The 19,257-nt window shown below is 64.4% G+C and carries 14 protein-coding genes and 1 pseudogene; 8 read left to right on the forward strand and 7 right to left on the reverse strand.

The window, feature by feature from the left end:
- The first annotated feature begins 1,100 nt into the window (after positions 1-1,100).
- Complete coding sequence (locus tag ACFU5K_RS23490; RefSeq protein ID WP_384064940.1) at positions 1,101-1,793, forward strand: helix-turn-helix domain-containing protein; 693 nt, start codon at positions 1,101-1,103, stop codon at positions 1,791-1,793.
- 337 nt (positions 1,794-2,130) lie between these two features.
- On the opposite strand, the gene ACFU5K_RS23495 is transcribed toward ACFU5K_RS23490, so the two are convergent.
- From ACFU5K_RS23495 to ACFU5K_RS23505, 3 genes are all read right to left on the reverse strand, one after another.
- Positions 2,131-2,739 (reverse strand): CBS domain-containing protein, encoded by a 609-nt coding sequence (locus ACFU5K_RS23495; protein ID WP_384064942.1) that lies wholly within the window; start codon positions 2,737-2,739, stop codon positions 2,131-2,133.
- Between the two features lie 178 nt (positions 2,740-2,917).
- A complete protein-coding gene (locus ACFU5K_RS23500; RefSeq protein WP_384064944.1) occupies positions 2,918-3,955 on the reverse strand; it encodes an alcohol dehydrogenase catalytic domain-containing protein in 1,038 nt (345 codons plus the stop codon).
- 111 nt (positions 3,956-4,066) lie between these two features.
- Positions 4,067-6,808 (reverse strand): cation-translocating P-type ATPase, encoded by a 2,742-nt coding sequence (locus ACFU5K_RS23505; protein WP_384064946.1) that lies wholly within the window; start codon positions 6,806-6,808, stop codon positions 4,067-4,069.
- Positions 6,809-7,247: 439 nt separating this feature from the next.
- Between ACFU5K_RS23505 and ACFU5K_RS23510 the strand changes: the two are divergent.
- The 3 genes and pseudogenes from ACFU5K_RS23510 to ACFU5K_RS23520 all read left to right on the forward strand — a co-directional run.
- Positions 7,248-7,592, forward strand: a pseudogene (locus ACFU5K_RS23510) (flavodoxin domain-containing protein); the annotation flags it as partial.
- A gap of 153 nt (positions 7,593-7,745) precedes the next feature.
- Positions 7,746-8,330: a hypothetical protein gene (locus tag ACFU5K_RS23515; RefSeq protein WP_384064948.1), complete on the forward strand. Its 585-nt coding sequence runs from the start codon at positions 7,746-7,748 to the stop codon at positions 8,328-8,330.
- Positions 8,331-8,382: 52 nt separating this feature from the next.
- Complete coding sequence (locus ACFU5K_RS23520) at positions 8,383-9,012, forward strand: CBS domain-containing protein (RefSeq protein ID WP_384064950.1); 630 nt, start codon at positions 8,383-8,385, stop codon at positions 9,010-9,012.
- Positions 9,013-9,210: 198 nt separating this feature from the next.
- On the opposite strand, the gene ACFU5K_RS23525 is transcribed toward ACFU5K_RS23520, so the two are convergent.
- Entirely contained in the window at positions 9,211-10,101 is an 891-nt protein-coding gene (locus ACFU5K_RS23525) for a universal stress protein (RefSeq protein WP_384064952.1), read from the reverse strand.
- Positions 10,098-10,994 (reverse strand): universal stress protein, encoded by an 897-nt coding sequence (locus tag ACFU5K_RS23530; RefSeq protein WP_384064954.1) that lies wholly within the window; start codon positions 10,992-10,994, stop codon positions 10,098-10,100. Before ACFU5K_RS23530 ends, ACFU5K_RS23525 begins: the two co-directional genes overlap by 4 nt.
- Before the next feature lie 230 nt (positions 10,995-11,224).
- Between ACFU5K_RS23530 and ACFU5K_RS23535 the strand changes: the two genes are divergently transcribed.
- From ACFU5K_RS23535 to ACFU5K_RS23545, 3 genes are all read left to right on the forward strand, one after another.
- Positions 11,225-12,592 (forward strand): nicotinate phosphoribosyltransferase, encoded by a 1,368-nt coding sequence (locus ACFU5K_RS23535; protein ID WP_384064956.1) that lies wholly within the window; start codon positions 11,225-11,227, stop codon positions 12,590-12,592.
- 144 nt (positions 12,593-12,736) lie between these two features.
- Positions 12,737-13,672, forward strand: coding sequence for a universal stress protein (locus ACFU5K_RS23540; protein WP_384064958.1), 936 nt, complete (start codon positions 12,737-12,739; stop codon positions 13,670-13,672).
- A gap of 27 nt (positions 13,673-13,699) precedes the next feature.
- Positions 13,700-14,683, forward strand: coding sequence for an Acg family FMN-binding oxidoreductase (locus ACFU5K_RS23545; RefSeq protein WP_384064960.1), 984 nt, complete (start codon positions 13,700-13,702; stop codon positions 14,681-14,683).
- Positions 14,684-14,797: 114 nt separating this feature from the next.
- Here ACFU5K_RS23545 and ppdK read toward each other — a convergent pair whose 3' ends face one another.
- Together ppdK and ACFU5K_RS23555 are read right to left on the reverse strand one after the other, a co-directional pair.
- Positions 14,798-17,491 (reverse strand): pyruvate, phosphate dikinase, encoded by a 2,694-nt coding sequence (gene ppdK, locus ACFU5K_RS23550; RefSeq protein WP_384064961.1) that lies wholly within the window; start codon positions 17,489-17,491, stop codon positions 14,798-14,800.
- 136 nt (positions 17,492-17,627) lie between these two features.
- Positions 17,628-18,503 carry a universal stress protein gene (locus ACFU5K_RS23555; protein WP_384064962.1) on the reverse strand — a complete coding sequence of 292 codons (876 nt, stop codon included), beginning with the start codon at positions 18,501-18,503 and terminating at the stop codon, positions 17,628-17,630.
- A gap of 223 nt (positions 18,504-18,726) precedes the next feature.
- Between ACFU5K_RS23555 and ACFU5K_RS23560 the strand changes: the two genes are divergently transcribed.
- Complete coding sequence (locus ACFU5K_RS23560; protein WP_384064964.1) at positions 18,727-19,173, forward strand: universal stress protein; 447 nt, start codon at positions 18,727-18,729, stop codon at positions 19,171-19,173.
- Positions 19,174-19,257 lie beyond the last annotated feature (84 nt).

Raw genomic sequence — 19,257 nt, forward strand, 5'->3', positions numbered from 1 at the left:
AAGGCGGACGACACGAGCACGGATCCTGCCGCACCCGCCCACCACCTGTCACATCGTCAGACAGTGACCCAGACCACGACCTTCTGAATGCTTACAGACTGATCGCAACCGCTTACCGGCCGTCGTCGCTCGGATAGACATGGGCGACCTGACTGCGGGGTGTTGCGTTTGTGCGCTTGGGCGTCGGCGTAAACCCGATGGCTCTTGCGAGGTCATCCGGCTCGGCGACGTGAATGCCAGGAATCAGCAACGCGACTACCGTCGCCGCCCAGTTTCGCTGGTGACATGATACGGAGAACTCGGCCGACGCTGTCTTTTCGTGCAGCGCCCCAGCAATGCGAAGCGGTTCTTCAGCCATGATCGGGCATCATCTGTCAGATCACCCCCCGGAGATGGCATTTGCTATATCAGGCGTGTCGGCACAAAGGCCCGTGTGCGTCAATTCACCGCCCACGCCGAGAATATGTCCACGAGTCGCCCGGAGGAGGCATCATCTGCCCTCCTTGAACGCCACCTCGGGTTTCGCGATGGGCATGGGCCCGTGAGCAGGACGCCGACGGCGCGGGCCCAGAACGCTCCGGCGAACAGCGCGAAGCCGACACGATGGACAGGATGAGGTGACCCAGTCCCAGCCGGTCACGCTGAACTGCAACGCGTAGTTGCGGTCGAGACGAACACGTCGTCCTTGGCGATCCCTTCCAGGACGGCCATCGCTCCGCCGAAGATCATCATCGCCGCGGCGAGCACGCGCCCGGGTGGTACGGAGACGTGTCCATGCGCACCGCTTGACCTCGTGGCTGTCTGGCAATGGTTCATTCGGGTACACGCTCAGACGAGCGATCTGTGCACTTCTTCTAGCGCGTCGGCATGTACTGCGTATCCTCCCCGCCCTTTCCTGCGCCGGTCGCCCGACTGGAAGCGGGAGGCGCGGCCCTTCACTCAGCCTGGGGTGCCGAGGGCAACTGAGTACGGTCGCGATGCGGCGCCGTCGATAGGTGCATAGCGTGAACGGGTAGCGGAGCTTTTGTTGCCAGGGCATCGTCCCACTGAGCGATGAGGGAACCGCACGCGCCGCCCCTGAAGCAGAGAGGTGAACCGTCATGGCCGCCGACCGGTCCCAGAAAGGCCCCAGCGAACCCGGGGCCGACGCACGTGGCGATATCGGCAGACGTGTCGCCGCGCGCCGTGAACACCTTGGTCTAACCCGAACGGAACTCGCGCTCCGCACCGGCTCCGCGCCCGGATACATCGAGTACGTGGAGACGAAGCCGGGCCCCCACGGGCCGAGCTTCATGCTGCGACTGGCCAACGCGCTCGAGACGACGGTGAACGAGCTCACGGGCGGCACAGTCGACCTTCCTCCAGGGGTGGGCCGAGCGGCCTATCACCCCGAATTGGTCGAACTCGGTCAGGAGGATTGCTGGAAGCTGCTCGGCAGTCACGGAGTGGGCCGTGTAGTCGTCAGCAGTGAGCAGGGACCAGCCGTCTTCCCGGTCAACTACATCTGCACCGATGGAGAAATCGCCTACAGGACATCGGTGGACTCCGGCCCCGTGGACGCGGCCGGGCACGAGACCGCCTTCGAGGTGGATCACATCGACGAAGCCTTCAGCCGAGGGTGGAGCGTACTGGTCGTCGGTCAGGCGCGCACAGTCACCGAACCCGAGGTGGTTCAGCGGCTCGAAGCCCCGCACAGCTCCACGACGCCCTGGGCCGGCGGGCGGCGAAACCTCTGGATCGTGCTGTCACCCAGCAGGGTGACCGGACGCCGCATTGTCGTGCACGATCATTGAGGCTGGGCGCCTCCGTCCACCGGACCGTCAGTGGGGGAGAGCGCCGGGGAGTGACAGTGCGCCGAGAAACGGGATCCCAGGACCGTGTCAGCCGTCGATATCGACCACTTCTCATCTGGGCGAGCTCGTTGAAGGGCTCGCGGCTGCTGTGCCCGTGAACTACTTCCGGACAGGGGCCGGCCGCGGCGTCGATCGCGTGGATCCGGCGGATATGGCGGAAGCGGCCCAGCGCGGTATCGGAGTATCGGAAGGACTGGCCAACCGGCGGATGCCGACGCGTGTACGGTGGGCCGGCCCCTCGAAGATGCAATACCGCGGACGCCGCTGCTGATGCGGGTTATTTCATATGGTTTACGACTGCGACGACTCCATCCGCAGCTTCGGCGCGGCGCGTCAGAATGTCACCTCGGCGCCAGTCGCCCAGTTGACCTTCCAGGGTTACGACACCGTTCAGTACGTGGACACCAACCTTATTTGCTTCACCTTTCATGGTGTCCACGAGTATCTGCTCAACTGCACGGCGTATCTCGCTGTCAGGGCGCAGCAGGAGGAGCAGTAGGTCTCTGCGTGTCACGATTCCGACGATTTTATCGTGGTGATCGACGACGGGTAGCCGGTCTATGAAATGGCGTGTCATCAGCAGGGCGGCACCTGCCGCTGTTTCGTGCGGGTGGATGGTTACTGCCGGGACCGACATGATCTCGGCAGCCGTTACTTTCGTTTCTGCTGACACGAAGGCACCGCTGCTCTTTTTGTGCAGTATCACCTGGTGCCGTAGGATATCGCTTTCAGAGACGACGCCAACCACCTTGTCCTCGTGGTCGAGCACAGGTAGCCCGCTGATGTCATGTTGTGCGAGCAGTTTCGCTACCTCCTTGAAGGAAGTGGACGTAACAACTGAAACGACCTCACGGGTCATCAAATCTGCGACTTCAAGGTTCTTCATGGAGATATCTCTACTTTCCTTTGCGTCATGATGTCAGGCCTGCGCTCCGGTATCTGCGTTGAATTGCGGAATGCCTCGACCTCAGTTCTCTTCGGGAGGCGGGCTGAGGTTTAGGGCGTCGTCCCCGTGATCACAATTAATGTGCGTCGTGTGCCCGGCAGCACTTACGGAGAATTCTCTAGTAGGGGGCCGGTCGCAGGACCGTTCTCAGCGCCCCGGATTGAACCGCCATGGACGCAGTTTCATATACTTGAAGTATGTCTTCGAGGTCGCACTTATCTGTAATAATTCGCGATAGAGCAGAGATGTGCTCGGGAGTGAGTACATCTAGAAGCCATGCGGTGGAAGAGGTATTCACTTGACCCGTGCTGATGGTGATGTTCTTCCGCCAAAGCTCTTCAAGGTGCAGGGTGACTGGCGCCCCGTGCATGCCTATATTTGCGATGTGTCCACCTGAGCGCACGACGCGCGTGCACAGTATGAAACTCTCTGGACTTCCCGCCGCCTCTATTACCACATCAGCTCCCGGACCGTCGGACAGGTCTGAAATCAGGCGTCCTGGAAGCTCGGCGTCATCAGCGCCGACGCTGGTAGCCGCAGCCAGCCGTGCCGGCGAAAGATCGACCGAGATTACTCGGGCGGGGGAGTAGATTCCCGCGATAACAAGCGCCGACAGGCCGACAGGCCCGGCTCCAACTACTACGACTACGGATCCGGGGCGCACCTTTCCATTGCGTACCCCAAGTTCGAACGCGGCGGGCAGGACCTCTGAGAACAGGACGGCAGTATCTCGATCCATGGCGTACGGGAGCTTATGGGTCGAATGGTCTGCGAACGGGACCCGGACGAATTCTGCTTGGGTTCCGTTCACTTCGTGTCCCAGGAGCCACCCTCCCCCTTGAGTGCACTGGCCGTACATACCGTCGCGGCACGACATGCAGTGACCGCAGGAGGAAATGGACGACACGACTACTTCGTCTCCCGAGACCACGTTGTGCACCTCGGATCCCACTTCCATTACCTCGCCGACAGCTTCGTGCCCCAGGATTGTTCCTGGATGTACGTCCGACACTTTTCCCTGGAGAGCATGTAGATCACCCACACACACCGTCGTGGCATCAATCCGTACCAGCGCATCCGTGGGCTGCTCAATTTTTGGGTCTTCTACGGATTCCCAGGATCCTTTCCCAGGCCCGTGATAAACGAATGCATGCACTGTTCTCACTCCTTCTCGTCGGGCTGGGAGCGATCCGAAGATTGCTCCTGTATTTGCTTTGTTCGAAGAAGGGCTACGCGAAGATATGCTATGTGATTCAGGGGTGCCTCCTCATTTCTTCGCCACCTCCACGCGAGGGTGCAGCTCGCCGTCTCGCTGTCGTCGGCTCTGTCGCCTGCGTCGTGCTGCGCGCCGTAGTTCGTCAGTCCCCCACACGAGCACGGGAAACGACATGATAATGAGAACTACATCGACAGGAAGCGGGGCCGTGCCGAATATTCCCTGCAGGGGCGGCAAGTAGATCAAGGCGCTGGTGAAGGCTAGTTCGAAGGCGATGCCCGCGAGCAGGAGAGGGTTGGTCCACAGCCCGATGGCCTTCAGGGATGCGTGATCCGTGCGGGCTGCAAAGGCAGTTCCGACCTGGCACATGACAATTCCTGCGAAGGTGGCTGTGGTCGCCGTGACGTACGCGCTATGAAGTTCGCTACCCGGTGCGGTTGACTCTCCTGGGTGCCAGCCGGAACGCCACAGCACATAGAAGAAGGCTCCCATGCAAAGGGCGGCGGAAACTATACCGAGGTAACCCCAGCTGCGGATCAGCATGTCGCGAGAGATCACGCTCTGCGTTCCCTTGCGAGGTGGTCTGTTCATAATTCCAGGCTCGGCGCGTTCACGTCCGAGCGCCAAGGCGGGCAGAGTTTCTGTACCAAGGTCTATGGCGAGAATCTGAAGGACTGTCAAGGGGAGCGGAACAGCTCCGCCCGAGAGGGCGAAAACTGCGAATGGAACAACTTCTGGGATCAAATGGGCGAAAATATAGACAATGAACTTCCGCACATTGTCGTATACTCGCCGCCCCGATTGAATGGCCTCCACTATGGTGGCGAAATTATCGTCAGTGAGTACCATGGTGGCTGCTTCGCGGGCAACATCGGTTCCTGACAGGCCCATTGCCACGCCGATGTGTGCGCGATGCAGTGCGGGAGCGTCGTTCACACCGTCGCCGGTCATCGCGACGATCTGTCCGTGGTGGCGCAGGGTGTCGGCGATCCTCAGTTTGGTTTCGGGTGACGACCGGGCGAAGACCAGCTCCGCACCGACGTTCTGGCCCAACAGCTCATCGAGTTGCTGCTCGGTGACTGACTCCGCTTCGGGAACCACCTGGAGCTCGGGTTGTCCGATGCCCACCTGCCGAGCCACGGCTGCCGCTGTGGAACCGTTGTCACCGGTGACGATATGGATCTTCAGCCCGGCATCGTGGCAGCGCTTTACAGCTCCCCCCACTTCTGGACGCGGAGGGTCGTACAAGCCGACCAGCCCCAGCAGTGTGACCCCGGCTTCTGCTTCATCGCGACTGGAGGGCAGGGCGTCAGGTGCGAGATTACGTGTGGCGACCGCCAGCACACGCATTCCACTGCTGGCCATGTCTTCTGCCGCCGCCCTGGCTTGTCGGACACCTTCCGCAACCGCCTCGTTCTCCTGGCGGGCCATTCGGGCGAGTACGGCTTCGGGCGCGCCCTTGGTGATGAGCACGAGGCGGTCACCTCGCCCACCGTTGGAGCTGATGACGCTCATTAGCCTCAGCCGTGGAGAGAATCTGTAGAGAACCCGCCTGCGCCCATCGCGCTCCCTGAAGTCAGGTGCGACGTCCAGATCGACAGCGCCGGCGAAGAGCGCTGTCTCTGTGGCATCGCCACGAAGATCACCGTCTTCGCCCTTACTGACTGTCGTGCACTCGGCCATGCGGCGCGCCAGAATCCTCGTACTCGTTCCCTTGTCCGTGCCATCTTCGGGAGTCCACAGTCGCTGGACCCGCATGTGGTTCTGCGTCAACGTGCCTGTCTTGTCTGTGCAAATGACGTTGGTGGAACCCAGCGTCTCGACCGCGCTCAGCCGTTTGACCACGGCGCCCTGTCGTGCGAGTGACCGAACCCCGACGGCCAGGGCCAGGGTGATGATGGGCAGGAGTCCTTCAGGGACGTTGGCGACCAACAGCCCGATGGCGAATGTGAGCGAGTCGGCGAGTGGTAGACCCACTGCTATGCCCGTCACAAGGAACAGCACCCCCATCACGACGGCCGCTGCCGCGATGAACCACGCCACCCTCTTGACCTGGCTCTCCAGCGGGCTCTGCTCGCGATGGCCACGCTGACTGAGCGCAGCGATGCGGCCCAGCTCCGTCCGGCTGCCCGTCGCGTACACGATGGCTCGTGCCTGACCACCTGTGCAGACCGTGCCACTGAACACCAGGTCAGGCTCTTGGAGCAGAGGGACATCCTGAACTGCCGGCCCCGCAAGACGCTCGACGGGCGCCGACTCCCCGGTCAGCATCGACAGATCCGCCTCGATTCCGCCCTCCGTCAATCGAGCGTCGGCGGGAATCTTGTTCCCTTCGTCGAGCACGATGAGATCGCCAGGAACCAACGAGTGTGCCTCGATGTTCTGCTCCTGGCCGTCTCTGACCACCTCGGCATGCTCGGGAAGATACTGCGCGAGAGTCTGTACCGCGCGCTCGGCCTGCCGCTCCTGCATCAGAGCGAAGCCCGCGTTCACCAGGATCACCGCGATGATGGCCCACCCCAGGACAGCGAGGCCGGCCAAGAAGGCCAGGACGGCAGCTGCCCACAGCAACAGGGCCAACGGATGTGCCAGCTGCCGAACGACCTCCCGGCCCAGAGACGTACCGGACGTGGGCCGGACCTCGTTGGCCCCGTAGATGGCCAACCGTCTCTCCGCCTCCCGGCCTGACAACCCTTGATCGCCCGTTCTCAGCTCACGTCGGAGGCTGGGCAGGGACTCCCTCGGATCAGGGCCCGTTTCCGCGGGAGACTCCGACTCTCGTCCGTGAGCCACGCTGCACCTCCAAGCGTCATCCGGGCGGTCTCGCCGACCAGTGAGTCGGAAATTCCGGAGTTGGTTGTTCCATTACCGAACTCGGTAAAGCGAGTGGACTGTGCCCAGCCTGGCGACGAGCCCCTCACGACGGCCCCTCTGCTCACAGCCTTCCGCGGGACACCTCGTCGTCAGTGTCGGTCCGTGCATCTTCCTGGCCGAGAGACATATGGGGCAACGAGACGGGACGTTTGGTCCCTTGCTGCCTGCAGGCAGGTTCCTTGCCCTGGAACCACGGGTTTTCAGGGCCCGGTCGGCCCTCTTCCATGCCTCGAATGGCCCTTCTTCCTGTGCGGGCTCACGCGGAAGCTTGATGGTGACCCGCAGCTGCAAGCTGCGTCACTGAGCGTCTCCCGACAAGGTTGTACGAAGGTGGTGACGTGTGGTGACCCAACGCGTGATGGTTGCTTACGCGACAAAGTACGGATCGACAGCCGAGATCGCTGAACTCGTCGCCGCGACACTCAGGGACGAAGGGATCGCGGCCGAGGCGGCACCGGCCTCAAGAGTGACTGACGTAGGCCCCTACGACGCGGTGATTCTGGGCAGCGCACTGTACATGGGCCGTTGGCACCGAGATGCCAGACGCTTCGTGCGACGCCACCAACGGGCCTTGCGGGAGCGGGCTGTATGGGTGTTCAGCAGTGGGCCCCTGGACCCTTCGGCTACAGATAGAGATATCGAACCTGTGCCGAGCGCGCGTAGGGCGATGTGCAGGATCCACGCCCGCGAACATGTGACCTTCGGGGGACGGCTCGAGGCCGGAGCCAAAGGGCGCATGGCGAAGATGATCCTGGAGGAGGACCGGGGCGGAGACTTCCGCGATTTCGATGCCATCACGACATGGGCCACAGCAACTGCCGGGGAAATCACGGCACTGCGAGAGGAATCGTGACCCATGGCGGGAGCGATCTGGAGCCGCCAGTGGCGCAGGCATCCGTTGCGGCGCACCGTCGACGCCGTCGAGGCGCGCCTGCTCCTTCTGCTCTGCGCTGTTGTGTTCGCGTGCGCCTCGACTCTCGGGATGATCAGCGGCTCGGCAGCTCACGACCACGAGCAGTCGGTTGCCTCGCATCAGCGGGCCACTCGCCATCTCGTGAGCGCGGAAGTGCTGCGGGATGCCGTCAAATCTTCCCCGTGGGCCGACGAGGCGGGAAGTTCTGCACTCGTACCGGTTCCGGTCCGCTGGGCGACCGCCGGCGGTTCGGATGTCAAAGGGAACGCCCTGGTGGCCCCAGGAACCAAGCGTGGAGAACGAACGAGCCTGTGGCTGGACCGTCGAGGCCGTGTCACCTCAGCGCCTGCCGACGGGCGCGACATCTGGGTGGCGGCACTGATCGGCGGAGGGGGGAGTGCCGCCGCGGCAGTCGGTGGCGGTGCCGTGGCGGCGATCGGGATCCGAATGATGTGCAACCGTCGCCGCGCGGTCGGCTGGGAAGCCGAGTGGAGCCGAGTGGAGCCAGACTGGAGCCATCGTGCTTGAACTTCGCAGGCTGACACTGCCCGCCGGTCGTCGCTGATGAAGGGAGTCTCTGATGACGAACTCGCCGCACACTGTAAGTGACCTCATGACACACACAGCCATTGCTGTGGGCAGTGATGCCTCCTACAAGGAGATCGTGCAGCTCATGAACCAATGGAAGGTCAGCGCTCTACCTGTGCTGGCCGGTGAGGGCCGTGTCATCGGGGTGGTCTCCGAAGCGGACCTCCTGCCCAAGGAGGAGAACCGTCCGGACAGGGGGTCCGCGTCCGGGCATCCGCTGGCTGATCCCGCAAAAGCCGATGCGGTGTGCGCGGAGCAACTCATGTCGAGCCCGGCCATTACCGTGCACGCGGATGCTCCCATAGGCGAAGCTGCAAGAATCATGGCGCGACGACAGGTGAAGCGCCTGCCCGTGGTGGACGGCGTTGGCCTGCTGGAAGGGGTCGTCAGCCGAGGGGATCTCCTCAAGGTCTTCCTGCGCTCAGACGAAGAGATCGCCGGCGAAGCCACGACCGTCATCTCTCAGCTCCCGGATGCTGCCGATCTGCAGGTGCGGGTCGCCGACGGAGTGGTCACCCTGGAAGGACGTCTGGCCGACCGGGCCCTGGTACCGCTCGTCGCACGCGCCGTGCGGGCAGTGGAAGGTGTTGTGGACATCCGCCTCGATCTCCGGCAAGGATGATGAAGCGGTCACCATCCCTTTGGGGCCTCGCTGCGGACACGGTCCGCTCGCCTCGGTGGGCGGCGCGCGCACCGGCCCACGCACGGGCGGCGGCAAGGCCTGCGACATGGCAATACGCCTGGCGCAGACCGACACCACCCGACGTCGGTTGTACGCCCCGCGCCGAAGTACTCCGAGCCACTCCGAGCCACGATGCCGTCAGACGGCTGTGTTCTGCACCCTCTCGGACACCTCGCCGGGAACTGTGATCACTGGGCACTCGGCTCGGTGCAGAAGCCCGTGTGGCACCGAGCCCAGCCGCATCCCCGTGTACCCGCCGTGGCCCCGCCTCCCGACCACGACGGCGAGCGCGTCGGAGGACGCACGCGCAAGCTCCTCCACCGGGTGTCCGCGAGATATGTTTCGGGCCACGTTCACATCCGGATATCTGGCGGACCATCCCGCGATCGCTTCGTCAAGGAGCCGTGCTCGCTCATTCATGCCGGTCTCTACCCCACTCAGGGAGATCGCCGGGCGCTGCCACACCCACAGAGCGAGTACGGAGGCGTGACGCTGGCTCGCCTCCTCGAATGCGAACTTCACGGCTCTCTGCGAAGACGCGCTTCCATCGACGCCTACCACGAGACAGGCAGCGATGTTCGCTATGTGTTCGGGGGCACGCACAACCACGACGGGGCAGTCAGCTTGGGCGCTGAGGGGAACGGCCACCGAACGTGTGCTGAGGATCTCAGCCGGGACGCTGAGCCGCCGCGAGCCGACCACTACCATGCTTGTGTGGGCAGTCACTTTGCGGCACAGAACGACCGCGGGTCGGCCGTCGACGAGTTCTGTCGTCACACATGCCTGGGGAGACAGGCGAGATAGCGTCTCACTCGCAGCGTCCAACGCTTCCCGACCCTGCGCTCGCAGGAACATGTGTTGTGGCGTCGAGTCCACGTGCTGGGTGTCATGCAGCGGTGGGACCGCGAGCACAAGCCGCAGTGGTAGGTTCCTGCGATCAGCCTCGTCGGCAGCCCAGGCGAGCGTGGGAACCGAGGGGTCACCAGGGTCGACGCCCACCACGATTTCCTGGTTCCGGCTTCGCGTCATACGTCCTCCTCGACCCGGCGTCGTGGCCAGACCTGTACCGGGCAGTGAGAGTGGTGCAGCAAGGCGTGAGCGACGCGGCCGGGGCTTGGACTGCGGGAGTTCAGGTGTCGTGGCCCTCCCATGACCATGAGATCGCAATGACGGCTCGCATCGACGAGCACTTTCGCTGCGGATCTGCATTCCACTACCTCAGCGGTGACCTTCGTTTCAGGGAATGCCAGCTCCAGCGCTACTGCGAGTTCCGTCAGCGACTGCTCCTCAAGAAGGACCGGCTGGGGATCGTCGGGTGATCTCGTCGTATCGATCGCCCGCGCGACGACGTCCCGCACGCCGACGAGCTTCAGATCTGCTCCTTGAAGTTGTGCTTGCCGCGCGGCGTGGTCCATCCAGTCCCGGTCCGTGGCGCCCCGGACAGCAGCCGTGACACGCTTGGTCCTCGACCACTCAGACTCACCGCGTACGACCACGACTGGCACCGTGGCTCCAGCTGCCACACCCAGGCCGACAGAACCGAGCATGAGCGCACTGAAGCCGCCGCGGCCGCGGCTTCCCACAACGATGGAATCGTGTGGGCCGGCTTCATCGTGCAGGGCCGAAACCGGCCTCTTACGACTGAGCCTTCTCGTGACGTCGAGTGACGGGAACCGGTTCAGTACCGCTGCTTCGGTTGCGAGGAGACGTTCGCGCCCCGCTTCGCGGAGGCTTTCCACCGTCTCGAATGATGCGAACCTCGCGATGCGGTCCAGGTCGGCTGCGTGGAGGATGCACAGTGGCTGCCGGCCGGCGTCGGCCTGGGCCGCGGCCCAGAGCGCGGCGCGTTCGCCCTGTTCGGAACCGTCTATGCCGACGACGACCTTTGCCGGTCGCGCCACTTGGGACGTCGCAGTTCTCATATGCGCTCCTAGACCGATTCGTGACAATTGTGCCGCATCAGGGATGCGGGCGGCGGGGCCACGAGGGCCGAGTCAGGGACCAAAGGTCCCCTGACGTACCACTGATCCAGGCTTCCGGAGGTGCCCCACTCGGCCCTTCACGTGGACTGCCTGTCCGCGGAACACTGATCGGGTACAGCAGTCCCACTCCGGGGATGCTGGTCCGTTCTTCGAGGAGAAGCGGTAAGCCGATGTCGCAGGCCATAACCACGGATCTGTACGAAGCGTCGATGGCGCTCGTCTACCTGCGCGAAGACATGACCAAGGACGCGACATTCAGTCTCTTCGTTCGTGATCTCCCGCCTGGGCGTGGCTTCCTCGTCAGCGCGGGGCTGGAGCCGGTTCTCGATTTCCTGACCGACTTCCGTGTCACCCAGGATGACGCGCGGGACTTCGCTACGGCTCTCGGATGCGATCCGCAAGACGTGCAACCGCTCGTCGGTCTCGGTTTCGAGGGCGAGGTCAGAGCTGTGCCGGAGGGACGAGTAGTCCTGCCCGGAGAGCCACTGCTCGAGGTCACCGCACCATTGCCCCAGGCCCAGCTCGTGGAGACGTGGCTGCTGAGCCAGGTCAGCCATCAGACGACTGTCGCGTCCAAGGCGGCGCGGTGCGTACTTGCCGCGGATGGCCACCCTGTCATCGACTTCTCACTGCGCCGAACACACGGACCGGAGGCCGGGATGCAGGCGGCCCGGGTCAGCACCATCGCGGGCTTCGCCGGCACGAGTAACGTTGCTGCGGCTCTTCGGTGGAAGGTGCGTGCCTCCGGCACCATGGCGCACTCGTACATCGAAGCCTTCGGGGACGAGGAAGCGGCCTTCATGGCCTTCGCAGAAAGCCGCCCAGGCCCAGTCACCTTCTTGGTCGACACCTATGACACACCAGAAGGCGTCACGACGGCAGCCCACGTTCTGAACGTCCTGCAGCGGGGCTCTGGTTCCGCGATCCGCATCGACAGCGGTGACCTGGCGGATCTCGCTCGGCAATCCCGCGTGATCCTGGATCAGGCGGGTCTTCGCGATGTCGGCATCATAGTGAGCGGGGGACTTGACGAGTACGGAGTCGACCGCTTGGTGCGTTCTGGTGCACCCATCGACGTATACGCCGTTGGAACCAAGGTAGGGACTTCCTCCGACGCTCCGTACCTGGATTCGGCCTACAAGTTGGTGGAGTACGACGGCGAGCCGGTCATGAAGCTTTCTGCCGCCAAAGTTACCGCACCAGGCCGTAAGCAGGTCATGCGCGCCGACGGGGTGGACGACGTGATCGCGCTGGCGGACGAGCGGATGCCCGAGGGTCGGGAGCCCCTGTTGCGGAGGGTTATGTCAGCAGGTCGGCGTACGGGCGCGCCCGACACCCTTGTCGCGGCTCACGACCGGCTTCTCAGGGACCTGAGCGCTCTCCCGCAACACGCACTCCGAGTGCGGGACCCGGTGCCGCCGGTTCCAGCTGTGTCCTCCCAGCTCGAACGGCTGACGCATGACGTTCGGCACCACCTCGAGGAGGATGTCGAGCGACGGGCGAAACGGCGCCGCTCCGCGATCGCAGGGCCCCCTTGAACCGCTCTGCGAACTCGCGAAGTGCGCGACCTCGGCGGCGAAGAGCCTTGGTGAAGGCGGTGACGTGCAGGGGACATCAGGCAAGTGGTGACTTCCTGCCGAGCTGGGATGCGTCGACCAATCCGGCGCCAGAAGGAGGGCAACATGCCAGGCAATGTGACTGTAGGTGTAGATGGTACGCCCGAGAGTCTCGCCGCTCTTGATTGGGCAGCCGCTGAGGCGGTCCTGCGCGAGGTCCCCCTTCGCATCGTCCATATTCAGGACTGGCCCGTTCCACCCGCCTACATCGAGCATGTAGAAACGTGGCCCTCTTCCTCTGCGGTGCCTGAGAGTTCGGAGCGGTTCCGCAAGTACGAGGAGTTGCTTCAGCAGGAGGCCGCGACGGCACAGCGAAGCCACCCCGGTCTGACCGTCACAGCAGAGAACCTGGCTGGAGTAGGTCTCGCCTCCACGGCACTCCTGGCTGAGGCAGAGATGCCGGGCAGAGTCGACCTGCTGGTGCTGGGATCGAAAGGCCTTGACAGCTTCACAGGCTTCGTCATCGGTACTACGTCGCTGCCTGTGGCCGCAGCGTCGGAAAGGCCTGTGGTGCTTGTTCGCAGCCAGGCATCCCATTCCGGGCAACCGGAGGCTCACACCGAGGCGCTGACCGGGCGAGTGGTACTCGGCATCGACCTCAAGGGTGCGGAGGCCAACGAAGCCGTGCTGGAGTTCGGCTTCGTCGAAGCTGCAAGGAGGAGTTGTCATCTCCAGATCCTGCATGCCTGGTCACTGCCGCCCATGTACGCCTATGCCGAAACCGCAGATCCGGGCATTGGGGAGGAGCTCGCCGGCAACATAGCGAGCAACCTGGACCGCCTTGTGGAGCCGTGGCGGCAACGCTTCCCGGACGTGTCAGTTCAGACAAAGGCTGTTGTGGGAGCACCCGGGGCGGAACTCGTGTACGCCTCGCCCGACGCCGACCTGCTGATTGTGGGACGTCGTAAGCGACCGCTCCCTGTCGGACCCCGACTCGGGCACGTGGCGCACGCGGTGATCCATCACGCCACGTCCCCGGTTGCTGTGGTTCCGCACCCGTGAGGACACGCCGTCCAGGAAGGAGTCCTGATGTCCGCACAACGGGCCTCTGTCGATTTGGTGACCAGTTGGGTCAGTGATGCGACGATGGCCCCTTCCATGCACAATGCTCAGCCCTGGCGGTTTCGCTACATGCCGGCGATCGGTGTGCTGCAGCTTCGTATGGACAAGACGCGCTCCATGCCGCGTACCGACTCGACCAACCGCGGCATGCACCTCAGCTGCGGCGCCGCACTCTTCAATCTCCGTGTGGCCGCGGCGCGAGGAGGGTGGCCCGCTCTAGTCACCCTGCTGCCCGATCCGGCGGAGCCCGCGCTGCTCGCAAGCGTGGAATTCGCAGAATCCGCAGAAATCGACAACGTGTCCGAGTTGTACCCGGCGATCGGCAGGCGCCGAAGCAGCCGTGAACCGTTCGCCGACGAGCCGGTCCCAGGCGCCTTGCTTGATTCGCTCAGCGGTGCGGCGCGGTCCGAGGGCGCCATCCTGTCGGTCCTCGGCGAATGGCAGGTGGAAGCGGTACTCGATGTCGTCGCCGAAGCCCAGCAGGACGAGTCGCTGTCTCCCGAAGCCCGTGAAGAACTCGCGCGATGGACGGCGAGCGGAGCTGGAGAAGCCGACGGGATTCCTGTCGACGCCTTCGGGCCGCACCGCTACGACGGCCGCGCACCGGTCAGGGACTTCGCCCTGGGGCGTCCGGTACCCCAACGCCGCTCCGCGATCTTTGAGTCTCACCCTTGCCTCGCGGTGCTCGCAACGGCTCAAGACCGCCCGCAGGAATGGCTCCTGGCCGGACAGGCCATGGAGCGTGTGCTTCTGCAGGCAGCCCTGGACGGACTGTCCACCTCGCTGAATTCCCAAGCTCTCGAACGATCTGAGCTCCGCTGGCTGTTGCGTGACCCGCGTTCCGCGTCGGCCGCAGCATGTCCACAGATGCTGCTCCGGCTGGGTTACGGCCCCGTCGTGCCCTCCACTCCGCGGCGAGCCGTGAGCGACGTACTGGATGTCGAAGGGTAGAGCCCAGCCCGCCAGGATCTCGGTCTCCTCCGGCCTGGAGGTGGCGGAACCGCCACCTCCTCGGGTGTTCACGTGAGCCACGGACCGCCGGTAGAGAACCACCTTGGCAGTCAGTCAGTCCACTTCATCGGCCCTGGCGGGCTCAAGGGCGCAGCGCCCCGCTTCCAGCCTGGCCACGGGTACGCGGAAGGGCGAGCACGATACGTAGTCCAAGCCGGCACGATCGAAGAAGTGGACAGAGGCCGGGTCCCCGCCGTGCTCGCCGCATACGCCGACGGTCAGGCCGGGCCGTGCGTCGCGGCCTTCAGCTACCGCAAGGCGTATCAGTCGGCCCACCCCTTCACGGTCGATCGTCTCGAAGGGGGAGGTTTCGAAGATGCCCTTTTCCAGATAGGCGGAGAAGAAGGCGGCTTCGACGTCGTCGCGGGAGAATCCCCATGTCGTCTGGGTCAGGTCGTTGGTGCCGAAGGAGAAGAAGTCGGCGCTCTGCGCAATCCGGCCTGCAGTCAGAGCCGCCCTTGGCAGTTCGATCATGGTGCCCACCGGGCATGCGATGTTCTCGCCGGCCTTGGACATCACCTCAGCCCATAGCCGTACCACCTCTTCCCTCACGGTGGCGAGTTCCTCTGTTGTTGCCACCAGGGGGACCATTATCTCGGCGCGGGGATCGCCGCCTGCGCGAACCCGTGCCACCACTGCCTCAGCCACCGCCCGTGTCTGCATCGCGACCAGCCCCGGGATCGCCAGGCCGAGTCGTACGCCGCGAAGGCCCAGCATGGGGTTGGTCTCCTGCATACGGGTGACCGCCTCGAACAGCTTCCGCTCGTGCCCCGCTAGAGCTTTTCCGCCCGCGTCGGCAAGTGCGGCCCTCACTGACAGGTCCGTGCGGTCGGGCAGGAACTCGTGAAGGGGCGGATCCAAGAGGCGGATGGTCACGGGTAGGCCATCCATGGCCTCCAGAATCTCGATGAAATCTTGTCGCTGGGGCGGCAGCAAGGCCGCGAGAGCGGCGTTGCGCTCCGCGTCGGTCTCGGCCAGGATCATAGCCTCCACCAATGGACGTCTGTCCCCAAGGAACATGTGCTCGGTGCGGCACAGTCCGATGCCCTGGGCTCCGAACCTACGTGCGCGGGCGGCGTCTTGTGGTGTGTCGGCGTTGGCCCGCACCTCAAGCCGCCGAGCGGCATCCGCCCGCGCGAGAAAGTGCTGTGTGTCCTTGACTACCTGCGAAGCGTGTGCGGCGGGGTGCGGCGCACCGGATTCGAGGTAGTCCATGACCGCCGATGCAGTGAGTGGCGCGGCGCCGAGGTAGACGTTGCCCTCCGAGCCGTCCACGGAGATGACTTCGCCTTCGTGCACAGTGAAATCAGCCGCGGTGAAGCAGTGACTCGTCACGGTGACGCTTTCAGCCCCGCAGACACAGACCTTTCCCATCCCGCGCGCCACCACGGCGGCGTGGCTTGTCTTGCCACCGCGGCTTGTCAGTACGGCCTCAGCCGCCACCATCCCGGGGAGATCGTCAGGGGTCGTCTCCCGTCGTACCAGCACGACCTTCTCTCCGGCTGCGGACCGGCGGAGTGCTTCAGCGGAGCTGAACACTGCGGCTCCCACCGCTGCGCCTGGTGAGGCTGGTATGCCACTGGCGATGACCTTGGTGGCCGCAGAGCCGGCGAAGCGAGGAAACATCAGTCGGACCAGGCCTTCACCATCGACCCGGGCGAGCGCCTCGTTCCGGGAGATCAAACCTTCTCGCTCCAACTGGGCCGCTATGGCGAAGGCTGCCTGGGACGTGCGTTTGCCGACCCGTGTCTGCAGCAACCACAGTGCTCCGCGCTCGATGGTGAACTCGATATCGCACAGGTCGCGGTAATGCGATTCCAGCGTACGCATGTGGGTGAGGAGTTGCGCGAAGGAAGTCTGGTCCCGGTTCGCCAGCTCATCGAGTGGGACGGCGTCGCGGATGCCCGATACGACGTCTTCGCCCTGGGCGTTCGCGAGGTAGTCGCCGTAGACGCCGGCGCGGCCTGTCGCAGGGTCACGGGTGAAAGCGACACCACTGCCCGAGTCGGTGCCGAGATTCCCGAAGACCATGATCTGGACGTTGACCGCTGTGCCCAGGTCATCGGGGATGTGCTCGCGACGTCGGTAGAGGCGTGCCCTCTCGCCGTTCCAGGACCGGAAGACGGCACGGATGGCGCGTTGGAGCTGATCGACGGGGCGCTGAGGGAATGCCTCGCCTGTGCTTGCCTGAATCAGGTCCTTGTACGTTTCGACCAGCCGGATCAGTTCGGCGGTGTCCAGTTGGGTGTCGTCGGCCGCAGCGCTCTGTTCCTTGATGCGGGTGAGGACTTCCTCGAACAGCGTGCCGTCCATCCCCATCACCGTATTACCAAACATCTGCACGAGACGTCGGTATGAGTCCCAGGCGAACCGCTCATTGCGGGCAGACATGCCCAAACCCAGGACCGAGTTGTCGTTCAGGCCTATGTCGAGGACGGTCTCCATCATGCCGGGCATGGAGTATCGGGCGCCGGAGCGGACCGAGAGCAGTAGCGGGTCGTCAGCCTGCCCGAGAAGTCTGCCGGCGCCGCGCTCCAGGGAGGCAAGATGCTCTTGGACCTGCAGATCGAGATCTGCAGGCACCTTGCCGGTATGGAGGAATTCGCGACACGCGTCGGTGGTCACCGTGAAGCCGGCGGGCACAGGCAACCCCAGCCGGGACATCTCCGCCAGGTTGGCACCTTTGCCTCCGAGCAGATCAGCCATGTCCTTGCCGCCCTCGGCAAAGTCGTACACGTACCTGGTCATAGGTACACCAATCTCTCGGAAGTGCCCGCGCTGTGAGCCTGACGCCCTGTCCCAGCCAGGGCCTCTCGTCTGGATCATGCGGGGCTCGCGTGCCCTGGCACCGCACCTCGATCCAGCCTGATCCAAGCGAAAGACCCTAGTTGTGAGGGACAACCGCCACTGGCGACGCCGTGTGGTGCAGTACCGAGTGGATGACCGGCCCGACGTGGCCTCCCAGGCGCGTGGTGCGGTGCCGCAAGCCCACGACGACCAACCTGGCCTGCTCCGAAGCCTCGACGAGGTCCTGCGCCGGATGCCCCTGCAGACACTCCCGCCGCACAGGGACGTGTGGGTACTCTTCGGTCCACGGTGCCAGCGCCGTGACAAGTTCTCGCCGCCGCTCGGCGGCTGTCTGCGCCATCAGCGTAGGTATGACGTCTGTGGAGCCGGGCCCGTACACCGGCGGCAGGGACCAGCTGTGAACCACCTCCAGCCCACACCCGTACCGATCGGCTGCGGCGAAGGCGAAGCTCAGTACCTCTGCGCTCGCGTCCGGGAGGTCCAGCCCGAGGACTACCTCACCGGCTGGACGGATCGGTGCTGTGCCTTCGGGTGGCCGGGCTCGGACCAGAACCAGAGGGCACCTCACGCAGCGAAGGACTGCCAAGGAGACAGAGCCGGCAATGAATCCCTTGACGCCACCGAGTCCTCGAGAGCCCAGGACCAGGAGCTCGGACCGGTGGCTCTCCTCGCGCAGCTCGTCCACGGGGGACCCAGATACCTGTTGTGCCTCGATCTGTGTGCCCGGATGGATGAGCCGCACATGATCGGCGGCCTCGTGGAGTAGTGCCTCCGCGGAGCGTCGTTGTGTCTCCGGGTCGCTGGAGTCGGCGCCTGACGAGGCTGTCTCGTCGTTCCACACATGCACCAGGCGCAGTGGACACTTACGAATGGCGGCTTCCTCAGCTGCCCAGTCAGCGGCTGCAAGGCTCTCCTGCGAGCCGTCGATTCCGGCAGTGACGATGCGGCTCATGGTTCGCTCCTCAACGAGAACAACGCTCTGTGTCAAGCCTCGCTCACCTCGGCGGCCCGCAGCAGGGCCGGAAGGGCACCCGAACGGGCCGGTCGGTCCCGCACCGGGACGGGGGAGAGGCCTCGTCGGCCGCAGGACGGCCCGCTGGAGACCGCCGCTCCGGTGGCGCGGTGTCCTGGCCAACGGCAATGTGGGCAGGAAGAAATCCAATGGTGAGGTGGTCATGGACGGCGATTCAGCAACTCCGCGTGTTGTCGTTGGTGTCGACGGTTCCGCCCCCTCTCAGGAGGCTCTCCGATGGGCGGCCCACCAGGCTCAGCTCACGGGCGCTGTCGTCGAGGCCGTGTGCGCCTGGGAGACACCCTCGGAGGTCGGTTGGGCAGGGCCGGCCACGGAGGCCGGCTTTGACCTCGAGCGTGCTCAGCTGCGTTTCTCCGAGGGAGTCCGTGCAGTATTCGGCGAAGTCAAGCCGGCCGAGGTACGCGAAATTCTTGTTCGAGGCGACCCTTCCGAAGTCTTGGTCAAGGCCTCAGCGGGGGCGGACCTGCTCGTGGTCGGCAACAGAGGTCGAGGGGGATTCGCGAGGGCAATGCTGGGGTCGGTGAGCCAGCGTTGCGCTCAGCATGCCAAATGCCCTGTGGTAGTCGTCCAAGCCGTCGCCCACTCCTGAGCCGGGATGTCTTGAAAAGACTTCACCGCCGTTCACATTCACCGACCGAGGCATACCCGACGGGTCGCGACGTTGCCCTGGGAG

This window comes from Streptomyces sp. NPDC057428 (assembly GCF_042803195.1).
In the GTDB taxonomy this organism is placed as follows: domain Bacteria; phylum Actinomycetota; class Actinomycetes; order Streptomycetales; family Streptomycetaceae; genus Streptomyces.